The 13,802-nt window shown below is 41.7% G+C and carries 10 protein-coding genes; all 10 read right to left on the bottom strand.

The window, feature by feature from the left end:
- Position 1: 1 nt before the first annotated feature.
- From OW255_RS06030 to OW255_RS05985, 10 genes are read right to left on the bottom strand one after another with little or no spacing between them, the layout of a single operon-like run.
- Entirely contained in the window at positions 2-649 is a 648-nt protein-coding gene (locus OW255_RS06030) for a YesL family protein (RefSeq protein WP_268115990.1), read from the bottom strand.
- Positions 650-679: 30 nt separating this feature from the next.
- Complete coding sequence (locus tag OW255_RS06025) at positions 680-2,128, bottom strand: ABC transporter substrate-binding protein (protein WP_268115988.1); 1,449 nt, start codon at positions 2,126-2,128, stop codon at positions 680-682.
- 31 nt (positions 2,129-2,159) lie between these two features.
- Entirely contained in the window at positions 2,160-3,164 is a 1,005-nt protein-coding gene (locus OW255_RS06020; RefSeq protein WP_268115987.1) for a carbohydrate ABC transporter permease, read from the bottom strand.
- Complete coding sequence (locus OW255_RS06015; RefSeq protein WP_268115985.1) at positions 3,157-4,062, bottom strand: carbohydrate ABC transporter permease; 906 nt, start codon at positions 4,060-4,062, stop codon at positions 3,157-3,159. The genes OW255_RS06020 and OW255_RS06015 overlap by 8 nt, the downstream gene beginning before the upstream one ends.
- 17 nt (positions 4,063-4,079) lie before the next feature.
- Positions 4,080-6,638 carry a DUF5696 domain-containing protein gene (locus OW255_RS06010; RefSeq protein WP_268115984.1) on the bottom strand — a complete coding sequence of 853 codons (2,559 nt, stop codon included), beginning with the start codon at positions 6,636-6,638 and terminating at the stop codon, positions 4,080-4,082.
- A gap of 15 nt (positions 6,639-6,653) precedes the next feature.
- Positions 6,654-7,286, bottom strand: a complete 633-nt coding sequence (locus OW255_RS06005; protein ID WP_024836802.1) for a YIP1 family protein — start codon at positions 7,284-7,286, stop codon at positions 6,654-6,656.
- 19 nt (positions 7,287-7,305) lie between these two features.
- Positions 7,306-8,817: an NHL repeat-containing protein gene (locus tag OW255_RS06000; RefSeq protein WP_268115981.1), complete on the bottom strand. Its 1,512-nt coding sequence runs from the start codon at positions 8,815-8,817 to the stop codon at positions 7,306-7,308.
- Between the two features lie 43 nt (positions 8,818-8,860).
- Positions 8,861-9,733: a carbohydrate ABC transporter permease gene (locus tag OW255_RS05995; protein ID WP_268115980.1), complete on the bottom strand. Its 873-nt coding sequence runs from the start codon at positions 9,731-9,733 to the stop codon at positions 8,861-8,863.
- Between the two features lies 1 nt (position 9,734).
- Positions 9,735-10,673 (bottom strand): carbohydrate ABC transporter permease, encoded by a 939-nt coding sequence (locus OW255_RS05990; protein ID WP_268115978.1) that lies wholly within the window; start codon positions 10,671-10,673, stop codon positions 9,735-9,737.
- A gap of 12 nt (positions 10,674-10,685) precedes the next feature.
- Positions 10,686-13,604, bottom strand: coding sequence for an extracellular solute-binding protein (locus OW255_RS05985; RefSeq protein ID WP_268115977.1), 2,919 nt, complete (start codon positions 13,602-13,604; stop codon positions 10,686-10,688).
- Positions 13,605-13,802 lie beyond the last annotated feature (198 nt).

Below are 13,802 nucleotides of genomic sequence, written 5' to 3'. Positions count from 1 at the left end.
GTTACTCCTCCTCTCCATCCCACTGTTTTTTCATCTCTTCTGTCATGTATTTTCTTAAAACCGGCTCCATGATCAGACTGTACAGATACAGACATATTCCCGGCATAAAGATAATCCCCACCGGTAACAGTACCATCGCACCAATTGACGCTAAAAAGATTGGAATGAGTAGTATTGTAATTGGCAGATGCCGGCACATGGCAATAAATGAAAATTGAATCAATTCGTTTCTTTTCATTGAAAATCTGGAAAGTGCCGGATACGTATAAATACCTGCTGTCATCACCAGTAATAAAAATGCTGCATATATAAAAAGTTGATTGAGAGCCACGGCAGAATCTCTGGTTTCTAACGCCTGATATGCTTGATAGATATTAAAAACCAAAAATCCCTCTATGACTAGATAGAAACAATGAATCATAATGGAATCTTTAAAGTTCTTTTTCAATGCTTGAATAAATTCCCGGGACAGAGTCCCCCGCTGTCTTTTTACCACTTTAATGATCGTATAATAGGCCGCAGTCGTGGAAGCCCCGAAGGTAACAATGGGCAGACAGCATATAAGCCAAAGGATACCAATGATACAGATATCCGATGCCTTTGACAGAAAACGCACCAAACCGCCGTCTATGCTAAAATAATCTCCCATTGTTTCCTCCATGAAAAGGGCTGTAACCTTTTATTGTTTTCCGTTAGCCGTATCAATATAAGACTGCCACGTATTTCGAATTGCTTCTGCCTGCTGTGCCGGAGTATTATCCTTGTTGATCTTCCAGTACAGATCCTTTCCTGTATCAATACCGTTCACGGCCTGCTCATACCTTGGAACACCGCTGTTAATCATAAGAGCAATGGTCTGATCCACTGATTCTGTATCGCGGAAGGATTTATAGTAACCATCTTTCCAGGATTCGTAATCTTCATATCCAGGGACCGGATCCGTATAAAGATTGTAGGCAAAAGCCAGCTTCCATGCTTTCTCCTTATCATAGCAGGAAGGAATTACGACAAGAGTATCCTGGGCATAGTTTACATAATGATCCATTTTAGGTCCCATAGGAAAACAGACAAATCCAAAGTCATCCTCCATTTTTGACCAGTCACCTGCACTATAAGACTCTGCACAGGTAAATGCAGCTTCCCCGTTCGCAAAGGCCGTATAGGTATAATCCCATTTGGAATCTTTTGGGTATACCATTTCATACTTGGAAATCATATCAATAGACCAGTTTAATGCTTCCATGGTCTCATCAGACTCCAGAGTGTTATAAAAACGGCCATTCTCATCCTTTTTAATGAGACCTCCTCCATTGGAAGCCATTGCTGCAGGGTAGAAGGTACTTGAAAAGTTTGTCATTGCATACTGGTCAATAATGCCATCGTTATTCGTATCCTTTTGAACCTGTTTGCATAATTCCTCAAACTTTGCCCAGGTCCACTCCTTATTTGCCTGCATTTCGTAGAGGGAATCCGGTTTGATTCCTGCTTCCTCCAGCAATCTCTTATTGAAGAAAATACCGGCAGTAGCCTGATGAGGAATACCTCTCATTCCATAGACAGAATTTCCCTTTTTCATTAATTCCATAATAGAAGGAACCCATTTGGAATCGGAAAAATCCAGGCAATCCAAGGTGGACAAATCATACATGAGTCCACTGTTCACAGCAGAGCTTAAAGCCGTTCCCTGATACAGGGTGAAAAGGTAGTTTTCACTTCCGCCTGTAGTGGCATAATTTACATAATCCTCTGGAGAGTCTCCCCAGGACGTAATCGCCTTTTGTTTGATTTTAAAATTGTAGGTTTCCTGGATCCAGTCTATATACTCTTGTCGTGCCTCTTCATAAGCACTTGCCGGTATTTCTTCATCGCCGGAAGAATACCAGTCTGCGATTGTTATTTCCATTCCTCCAAGATCATAAGGCTTTCCGGTGTCATCCTTAAGTACGGTATACGTTCCCTCCTGTTCAGAAGATTCCGAACCCTTAGCCTCATCCCCTTCGGAGGTTTTATCCTCTGTGCTATCGGATACTTTTACATCTGCAGCCTTACCTGTTCCCCCACAAGCAGTCAAACTGCTTACCATTGCAGATGCCATTATCAGAGCCATTGCTCTTTTCCACTTTTTCATACTTCATCTTCTCCTCTATTTTTTATTATTTTTACATTTTAATGCCGGAACTGCTAAGGCTCTCTACGAATCCCTTCTGCGCAAACAGATAAAGCAGCAGAAGAGGAAATATTACCATCAGAGTGCCTGTGGATACAATACATTGGGTATATCCCACGGAGGCACCTGTGGCCTGGTTTAAGGTATGAATCATGTAGTTGCCAAGCCTTTCACCAATCTGCTGGAGCTGTACGGAAAGAAGCTTTATATTTCCCAAAAACATCTTGGAATAAAAACCATCCGTCCATTGCCACACAAAGGCAAACAAAAAACAGGATGTCAGGATGGGCTTTGCCCCTGGCAGCATGATCTGGACAAAGGTTTTAAAGGTTCCGCAGCCATCCACATAGGCCGCCTCCTCTGTCTCCTTTGGAACATTTCGAAAGAACTGACGGATCATATAGATATATAATCCATTTTTAAGTCCCATACAGCCAGCACTCATCAAGTAGTAAGGCAATGCAGAGCCTCTTAAATTGATGGTGCTGCCGGTAAGCATCTTAACGATACCAAACAAATCAAAGAATCTAAAATGCAAATGCAGTGAAGTGGATATGGTCTGGGGCGGAATGATAATTACCAGCATCACACAGGCAAACCAGAACTTTTTAAGAGGAAACTCAAATCTGGCAAAGCCATACCCTACGATGGTACAGACAGCAATTTGTAACATAGCAATCGTGAGGGACACAAATACTGTATTTGCCATGGTTTTCCAGTAATCCATAAACTGCCCCGCCAATTGGTAATTAGCTGTAGTAAAATGCTCCGGTACCGTAATAACCATTGCATTGTATAAATCTTCTTCTGCCATGATACTAATGGATATCTTGTTAAAAATCGGCTGGAGGATTAAAAAGCACATTCCAAAAAGCATAAAAAAACGGATGATGCGATAAGCGAAATTCTTTATACTTTTTCTTAGAAGATAACCACCGGATTTTAAGTTTCTTCCCCAGTAGTTAGCCCATCTATTATTTACCGCTGTCTTATTCATAGTAATAAACCCCCTTGGATATAATCAATGAGCTTATGGCTATAATGACAATTACGATTCCAAAATAAACCCATGCCATGGAAGAAGCAAACCCATAATTCAAATCTACGATCATGGTCTTACTGATTTTTTCCATTACCTTGTTATCAGATCTCATACAAAAATCAATGATGGTGTAAATCCAGTTTACCAAAAACAGGGGACTGATCATGGGAAACGTAATCTTCCAGAGACTTTCCCAACGGGTGCAGCCTTCGATTGCCGCTGCTTCGTACATATTACTGGAGATGGTCTGTAACCCGGATAAAAAGATGATAATCTGGATTCCCGATGCGATTGCCACATCATAGACTCCATCTACAATCTTAAAAACAAGCTCAAATAAACTGCTACCTATTCCGTTTATGGTGAGTATGTTCTGGATGGCAGACGTAATAGAGGTGCCCCCGGCCGATCGCTGGATTTCATCTTGCATCCCAGCCAGCAGTGTATTATTATATTCAATCCCCAAAACAACACCGGAAGATAAAATCACCGGAAGAAAGAAGATAGCTCTTACAAACGCCCGTGCTTTAAACTCCTGATTCAGTATCATTGCTGCAAAGAAACTGAACACCATGATTGCCACGGAATTATATGACATTCGAGTAATTTCTGTTGTTAAAAGCTTGTTGTATTCAATGTCTACGGTAAAGGCTCTTAAATAGTTTACAATTCCACCATATATGAGTTCAAATCCGCTGCTTCCAACTTTCACGTTGCAGAAGCTCATATAGAGAGACTGGAAGAATGGCTTTACCATAAACACCAGAAAGCCGATAATGAAAGGCATAATAAACAGATATCCTGATATTGCTTTTCTTTTTTGAAGACCTTTGAATTTCTTATGCTTCATCATATATCTATTTTCCTTTCCTAGTGAACTACCAGATAGTCTCTGGCCGGCAGTAATGTTCCATCTTGCGTGGTATAGTCCTCATAATTATAGTTGACATATACCTTTGTTCCATCCTCGTAAGCAGTAAGTGTGACCCCCTTGTCTAATCTGGCATGGTCTTTGATCCGCTGATTGAAGGTACCATTTAAGTTTTTTTCATATCTTTGGTAGATCGTAAACATGGTGTCCTTCCATGCTTCGTATCCTGCTCCGAAATACTGAGTATAGTATGTATTCTGCAGTTTCTTAGAATCCGCCGCCATAAATGTGAAGGAAAGGCCAGCCCCATATTCTGCTGATTGAAGCAATTCCTCCCTATAATCTCTGGCTAGATTCAGGGCTTCTCCCGTATAGTTGACATAACCGTGAACGGCTATTTGATAAAAGGGAACGGTTTCGTCAATGATTGTATAGCCAGAGCCAGCCAAGTCCATGTTGTTAATGAAATCCGTGACTCCAAGCATATAATCATTTCCCATATTGGTCATGATTCCCAATCCAGAATTATGGATGGCATTTAAGACTTCCATCTGCTGTTCTTTTGCCCCCTGGCGGGTGACAAACCGTCTGGGATTATAATCTGCGGAAAGCTGATATCCCACATCTTGAAAGGATACTCCAGCTGCGTTGTAGGTTTTTGCAGCTTCCCATAGATTTTCCATGGCCATAGTGATTGCTTTTACATTTAGCAGATAGTATGGATCCCGATAATCCTGTTTCCCATAATAGACCGGATCAAAGGAATAAAGTTTTACAATCACTTTGCTGGCCATTGTTGCTGCATCCCTGGACAGAAGAAAATCATCGATTTTTTTGTTGTATGCGTAATTCGTCACGCCATCTAAGTAAAGCTTCATTCCATTTTCAGACGCATAGGAAGTTAAAGCCTTTAAATCTTTTTTACTGCCAAGCCTGGAAACCAGATCAACCTTTGATAAAATTGTCTGTTTCATTCCTCCATTCATAAAACCGCAGAGCTTTACCGACAGATTCTTTACTCCGTTTTCATTTAACTCCTCCAAAATATTCCTTGCTTCCTGAAAGGTGGTAAGGGAAAGGGGTCTTGAGACAGGCACCCCCATCACCTGCTCCATCTTATCCACCGCTCCAATGAAGCTTACTAAAACTGGTACCGTCGAATCATTATTTGCCGTAAAACTATCCCCATAGGTCTCTCCCAGATAGTCATGATAGGAATTTGCCATCTCCACATAACTGCCGGAATCCACAAAACGGTATCGTTCTACCAGCTTTTCTTTTGGTATGCTATCTTCATACACAAACATGGCACCATTATACTTATCCGCTACGTCACACTGTTCCCGGTGTAAGATACTAAAGCTTGCACTGGCATAATTATAACTGTTGCTTCTGCCGCTGATATCCGCACCAATGGAGGCATATGGTGCCCCGTCTTCCAGCATGCAGAGAAAGGAACTGTCTCCTTTCGAGATTCCAAATACCCCAAAATAGTTGCGGGTTTCATGTACTAAGGATTCTCTGCCCTGCGCCATATCCCAACCGTATACATTGGAATAATAGCTGCTTTGGGCAGTCTTTCCGTTATTGAAATTTATAATGGAGCCGCCGCCCTCCGGTACGAATAAATATCCTTCCTCCAAAGAAGTACCTGCTCCAAAATAAGGCAGTACATTTAAAGTCAGAAGTGGATATTTTTTCTTGTATTCAATTTCCTCCATGGGAACTTCAACCTTTAAGTCATTTCCCTCCAGCCGATAAATAACGCTGACATTAAACACTGGTTTATCCGTAGATTGATCCGCCGTATATAACTCTTTCCCCTTGGCATAGTCCTGAGTGGTATAACCAGCTTCCTTAAAATAGTCTTCAAACTTGGTTTTTATATTGTTTTTGACCCCATCACGCAGGACATAAATCACTTCATCTGCAAGAATTGGATATTTGGCAAGCAGGGCATCTTTGTCTTCCTTTTTTCCCATATGGTTGATGTCATACATCTTGTAGTATTGTTTCACCATGCTGGCATTGGATTTGCTCATCTGAGAAAGAAATTTCTCAAACTCATCTTTCAATATAACGTTAGGAACGATAAATTCCTTCTCCACCTCTCCAATCGAGTAATTTACCTTAATGGAATCTTTGGTTGCCTCTATATCATAGATTTTACTGGCTATGCTGTATTTGTAATTGTTATAAAGAGTGTCCACCCCATTGATGGTGCTGTAGGTCAAAAGTAGGGTTGACTTTAAATTCTCAATATCTGTGGAAAGCGCCACTTTATCCTCATCGGCATCCTGTGGATTGGAGTACCACACCTTACCTGTGGATTTCACCTTAATCATAAACTGTGTCGTTTCAGAATCCATGGTCAGCTTTAACTTATCATTTTCCAGTATAATTTCCTGTTCTTTTCCCTCAAAAGCATTTACCTTGATTATGCTTTCCGGTTCCGGTTCTTTTTTGGTAAGTATTAGTATCATAGCCACCACAAAAATCACCAATATAAGCAGAGCAGGAGCCAGGAGATTTTTCAGCTTATCTTTTATCATTCTCATTTACCCTCCCACCCGTCACATTCGGAACATGATTTCTTTTACGATGGAAACAAAATACGAGATTCCCTGGCTGATCATGCTAAAGAACAGCAATAAGATAAATATCATGACCAGCATGGCAAACACGGATGCAATCATAAACAAGATGGTTTTCGTCATGCTGTATTCATGGATCTCCATCATGGCACAAATCATTAATACTGCTATCCAGCCCATCATAAACACCAGTGCAAAGTTGTAAAATGCGCCTTCTTCTACCGTAATAAGATTGCTCAGTATAATCATTGGAAACCGTATGAGGGGGTATGGTGCCAGTGCATAACCGACCCCCATACAGATTTGAGACAGTTTCCCTTTACCGTCAAACAACGTAGTAAGCCCCCAGTTTCCCACACAGAACAATACCAGGGGAAACAGGATGCTGGCAATGTAGACAAATATATTAATCCCTTCCCGGTAAACCTGCATAAACTGGAAACTTGTATATTGCAACGACATGATTCTCGCAAGCAGGGTCAGTAATACGATTGTATTTGCTGCCGCAAGGGAACCCCTTTTTTCATGGGTTAAGTCCCAGAAGCCATCCAGGGGATGGGTAATCACATACAATGAATATTTTAATGATGATACATAACGATTGGCCGTCATACCTTCCTCCGTTTCTGAATTACTCTTTAAAAATCTCCGCAGTATCGATTTGGTACTTGATTTTCTTTCCTCGTTCTATGAGCGTCGGGAGAACAAATAAGAGGATTACTCCTGTAAATAGTAAGCCTATATGTTCTTCTACCCACGCCTTCCGATACTGCTTAAATGCCTTGGAGTAATTCTTTGTATCCCATTTTAATTCAAAGTACTTCATGGCTTCTTTATACTTTTCCTGGCTCATGAGTGAGGTTCCGATTCCCACATATGCCAAATCATAATTTCCATTTTGCGCCTTTACCTTTTCCCATGTTTTCCCGGAATTCGTGTAATCTCCTGCATCGTATTCTGTTATGGCCTGATAAATTAAATTCCCATATTCCGTTGGGGTAAATACGGTAAGGCTGGCATCCTGTGAATCCAAAACAAGTAGATCATTTCCCATATGATCAATGGCAGATGGAAGCTTAAAGCTGCCGTTTAAGTTGCCATTTCCGCCAAAGGCATATAGCATATGGCCTTGTTTGTCATAACCGAACATTCTTCCTCTCACCTTGTCAATTGCAAAATAGATCCCATGATCAAGTGCTGTTATATCAGTAATTAAGGATGGGCCCTTGTAACCACCGCCAAGACCCCAATAGAGGTCACCCATAACACGATAATTCCCATTTTGAATGAGTATGTTCTGCCCCATTAGATTCAATCTTCGAATGGGCACATCGGAACCGGTATCCATGCCCCTATCGCTTACATTGGTGGTGCATGCAAAGATAAAGCCTTCGGTATCCATATAAATATTGTCATACTCCGTGGGCACAAAGGATTCCATTGCTGCTCTCTGCGCCTTTGAGGCAAACTTTTTCCACATATAGTCTGAAAAATTATAGGTTACCTGGCTGGCACCGTAAAAACCAGTAAAGGTTCCGTCTGCATCGTATTTTATCATTCCTTTGTTGATATTGTCGGCAATGCAGTATACCCTTCCAGCTGCATCCACCTCCAGCTTATTCGGCAGAAATTCAGCGGATTGGTCAAAGACCACATTGTCCGGCTTTTGAAACATCATCACAAAATTTAAGTCATCATCTATTTTTAAAATCCGGTTATTTCCTTTATCACAGATGTAGAGATATCCATCCTTTGTGACACAAATATCCGTGGGATTTAAAAATGTTCTGACCTCCACATCTCCTTTTATTTCATCAATGACACGGATTAGTTTAAAAACATTCTTGTTTTCTCGTTTCAACTGTACGATCCGGTTGTTACCGGTATCGCAGATATAAACATCATCTCCCTGAACATACAATCCTGCCGGTGCGTTAAAGCCTTTATTTAACCCCAGATCCGCTGCGGTATAAACGTCTACGGTGCTATAGGCATCAGGGGAATACTGTACGTCACCCCAATAATCATAGTTATAGGTATAACCCCTTTCCGAGCCGTCATCTGCATAGGCCGCAACTGTGGAACCCGCCAGGAGGCTTACCGAAAAAATCAACGCTGCAAGGCAATTCATGCTCCTTTTCATATCCTGTTTTCCTCCCTCTCCTTACTTCACAGTTCCTTTCGTATCATTCCTTCAGACCGGAACTTGCCATGGTTTCAAGGATACGGCTTTCCGACAGGATGAAGATTGTAATTGGAACAATCATAACGACCACCGTTACCGCTGCCGCCTGACCGGTTCTTGCAATTCCACCGCTTTGTATCTGCTGCAGTGCATAGACCAGAGTCTTCTTTTGTTCCGAATAAATGAAGGTTGCCGCTTTGTTATTCCATAGGCTTTGAACGGAAAAGATGATTAATGTCAGCCACGCCGGCTTTACATTAGGCATTACAATCTGAAGAAATATCTTGCCAAGACCAGCGCCGTCTATCATAGCCGCTTCGATTAATGACATGGGAATTCCTTCCATAAACTGCTTCATCAGGAATAGTCCCATAGGTGCCGCAAATGCCGGTATAATAACAGCCCAGTAAGTATCAATCCAGCCCAGCTTGCTGATAATCAGGTAATTGGGGATTGCCGTTACATATCCATTAAACATTAGTGCCGTCACAACAATGGTAAAGAACAGCTTACTGCCCGGAAACTCATATTTTGAGAGCACAAAGGCTCCAAGGGAAGCAATGATTAAATGTCCTGCCGTACCTGCTGCCGTAATAAACACGGTATTGAATATGTATCTGGAAAAGGTGACCCAGGATTTTCCCATGGTGACGAATAAATCCTGGAAGTTATCCAGAGTCGGATTCTGTGCAAATACCTTAGGGGGAAACAAAAACAATTCATCAAGAGGCTTTAGTGAACTGCTGACAGCAAATACAAGGGGAAACACCATAGCGATTGCAACCAAAAACAGCATGAAATAAATCAGGAAGTCTCCGGTTCTGGATCGGTTTGGTTTTCTTTTTTTGATTTTAAATACTTTACGATTTATCATATCAGGTCCCTACTCTTCTTAACAGACTCTGGATTGCCTTGTTACATAAGATCATGATTAAAAACAGCAAGGTAGCAATTGCCGATGCATACCCCATCTCAAATCTTGAAAAACCATAATCAAACAAATGGGTCACAACGGTACGTGCTGCATAATCCGTACTTGGATACCCGCAAAGTGCCATGGTAACATCACAGACCCCAAATGCTTGTGTAATCGACATGACCGCACCAAACATCAGCATTGGCTTCATATTGGGAAGGGTAATATACCACAACTCCTGCCACCGGTTTTTAACTCCGTCCATGTATCCTGCTTCAAACTGAGACCGGTCTACCCCCTGAAGGCCTGCTACAAAGGAAAGGAATCCGGTTCCCAGACTCATCCAAAGGATAACCAGCATACATACCGTTAGCATATACTTGGGGTTGGTCAGCCACAGGATAGGAGCATCGATAAGACCTGCATTCATTAAAAATGCATTGACATAGCCATAGGCATCCCCTCGAAAAAAGATGGAAAAAATAACAAATACATTGCCTGCTATGGACGGCGCGTAAAATATGATAACTGCAATGGTCCGAATCCACCTTGGCAGCTCATTGATGAGCCATGCGAAAAGAAAAGACATGATATATCCCAATGGCCCGGTAATTACGGCAATCATAAACGTATTTTTAACCGCTGTTAAAAAGATATCATCCTGTAAAATCAGACTGATATAATTTTGCAACCCGATAAACTTCGGAGGCTCCAGTATGTTGTAATAAGTAAAGCTGAAAAAAATGGAGGAGCAAACTGGCAGAATGTAAAACATGGTAAATAATATTGCATAGGGTGCAAGAAACAGGTAGCACGCTTTGCTTTTCTTTGCCTTTTTCACCATGATTCCAAACTCATGACGGCGCAGCGTAACATATTTTTTTAAATACTCTCTCATCCCATCCTCCTGCTACTCGTTCGGAAGTCCAAATTCAATTCGTTTCTTCTTTAACTCCTCATTAATTGTCATCGAATACTCCAGAATCGTTTCTCTTGGATCCTCTCCTTTATTGATTACCTTTCGGACTGCGTTGGTGATATGCCTTCCAGTATAATAGCCTCCTGCGACCTCACGGAATCCAACCGTTGATTTCCACTGCTCTCCCAGCACTTCTACATTATCTGCACTCCATGCCAGTTGACGAAACGCATCTTTGTTTGCTGTTGCATATCTTGCAGAAGATCCAAGAAGTGCTTCTAACTCACGGCCAAATCTCACCTGAGTGTCTGGCTGGGCCCACCATTTCATGAATTGCCATGCATTCTGCTTCACGTTTTCATCCTTTGTTTTTATCATCATGGTGCAGGTTCCTGTGGAGTAATCAGAACGGTCGATTATCCTGTTCCCGGCTGTATCCTTTTTCTCTGTGCCTGGAATCAGGGTAAAATCCCATAAGCCTCTGATTTCCGGCGCTGAAACCATTAAGGTATTGTAGCTGCTGTAGTTTGCAATTCCTAAGGGCATCTGACCGGACCTGAAACGGCTGACAAAGTCATAATCTTTCGGCATTCCATAGTCCGTAAAAAAACTGGTATATGTGTTAAATGCTTTAACTCCAGCCTCATTATCTATGATGGTTTTTAAGGCTTTTTCATCATACACATCGCTGCCATTTTGGTATAACAAGGTATAAAAGACTGATAAGTCCGGCGCGGTTGTACTCGCAGTTGTTGGAATTCCTACCTCCATATTGTTTCCCTGGATGGTGGGCAGCATATGAATCAGCTCCTCCCAGGTATTTGGCACCTCTAGATTTAATTCCTTCATAATATCTTTTCTGTAAAACATTACATTGTAGGTCTGGGTTTCAGGAATCGCATACAGGCCGTCGTTAAACTCATACGCTCTGTAGGCGCTTTTGTAAAACGAGTTAAGTACTTCTTTATGGTCCTCAAACTGAGTTAAATCCTCGACTGCATTTCTAAGGGCGTAATTAACCGGTTGATCAGCCCCTACGGACAGCACAACATTCGGCCCACGACCTGCTACCACCGCATTTAAAAGGGCTCCAGCTTCTACGATTTCTACGTTGACCTTGATTCCGCTTTCTAAGGTAAAGGTATCATCCACCATAGTTTTTAGAATCGTTCCCTGGTCACGTCCGGTTGCGATCCATACTTTTACCACCGAGTCCTTATCTTCATCCTTACTGTAAACGTTTCCCACGGCATTATAATCCACGAAGAAAGAGGCAGCAAAGGATTTTACTTCATGCCAGGCTTTATCAAGAATACCAGCTTTATCGGCGGATATGCTAACATTCCCACTGCTTACCATGAGATAATCCACATCTAGTTTTGTCTCCCTCATGTTCAATATTGCAGTTCCCAATGAAGTAATATTGTTTTTAAAATCTATAAAATTTACTGTTATCTTATCTGGTCGCTCTTCAAACATCTCAAGCTGCTGTGCCAGTGTTTGTGCCGTCGCAATCTTTTCTGCCTTTTGTCCCGTATAGGCCACCACATCATCAATAATTTTGTAGAGTCTTTTTGACTCTAAGCCCATCGCTTTTATTACATCCGGATATAACTGCCCCAGATTATAGTCACGGTACTTATCCGGAGCTGCGCCTGTATAAACTAAAAGTTTACGATAAATCTGATTCAATCGATAGGTAGACTCCTCTAACTCCTTTAATATGTCGCCCATGCCTCCAAGGGTCGCTTCCAGACGAATGGTATGGCTGCCTGCTTTTAAGTAGAATTCATAGGGGTTTCCTTCCTGATCGGATAACGTCTTCACATCCCAGTCATTTTCATAATCAAAGGAGATTGTCTTAACCTCCTTAAAGGGAATTTCACCATCAATCAAAAGGCTTCTGCTGGAAATGCTGCCTCTGGAATAATTCTGCCGTCCCTTGACTGTAATATGATAATACCCGTCCTCGGGTACCCTAAAGTTCCACTCGATCCATTGTCCTGCCCCATTCCATGCTTCTCCTCCCGTATAGTTAAGCACGGTTTTTGTTACACTGTTTGGCTCTGTCGTTGGAGAAGACCGGTCATATTTGGCATAGAGGGATGGTTCAGATCTCATCGAAGAGTCCTCTCCCTGGATTTTTAGCTGAAAGCCTGTGAGAGGCTTTTTCATTTCAGGCTGACTTTTCCTGTATTCTATGTAGGTCTTCTCCTCCTTTACTGCCGTAAGAGCCAGTTTACGAAGCACCATGGGCTCATTTATTGCGGCAAGGGTAAGAGCATTATTTCCTTTTTTAAAATAAAATTGATATGGCTCCTGCATGTATCCCATATCATCTTTACAGTAGGCACTCTGCCATTTGTAAACTTCAATCTGAGACGGTCGAATCTGATTGCCCTGATTATCCGTAATGACCTTTCCTTTGTCTGTCCATTGTCTTTTAAACGTCAGATTGGCTGCACTCGTAAAAGGACTCTCACCATTAATGTAGATGGCACGTTCTACGGCAACACCTCTGGATCCTATGGTCATATATTCCAGATACACATTGTAAAATCCCGCCTCTGGTACTTCCACATTCCACGTCACCGTTGATCCATCTCCAGTATAAAGCGCTCCTGCCTCTCCTTCATACTGTTGATACACGGAAATATTTTTGCCTGATGCATAGCTGCATACATTAATATCCACGTCTGTTGCTGGATGACCAGCATCAGAGTAACTGGCTATATACTGAGAATAGGTTCCTTCGCGGTCAAGCCCATCGACCTCTGCTAAAAGATCAACGCCTGCATACTTATCCGCATAGCTCTCTACACCGGTCATCCGATTCATCAAATAAATCAGAAGTACGAATACTGCAATCACACCTAATACCACACCTGTTTTTTTAGCAGTGCTTTTCATAGTTCCTCCATCCCCTTGCCCGACATCTATCTTACTATTATTTTATCAAGTTAAACGACTATCGCTTATCAGTTATTGCTAGTTACTCTTCACATATTGCCTAGTTTTCGCTTTATCTTTTCAATTTTATTGTGCAATATTTACCTTTTTGTCGTATCGTGCTAGAATTATTTTAGTAAGAGTGTTAAACTTATTGTT

This window comes from Lacrimispora xylanolytica (genome assembly GCF_026723765.1).
Taxonomy (GTDB): domain Bacteria; phylum Bacillota; class Clostridia; order Lachnospirales; family Lachnospiraceae; genus Lacrimispora; species Lacrimispora xylanolytica.
The sequence above is the reverse complement of the archived record's forward strand: the minus strand, read 5'-3'. Positions and strand labels throughout refer to the sequence as shown.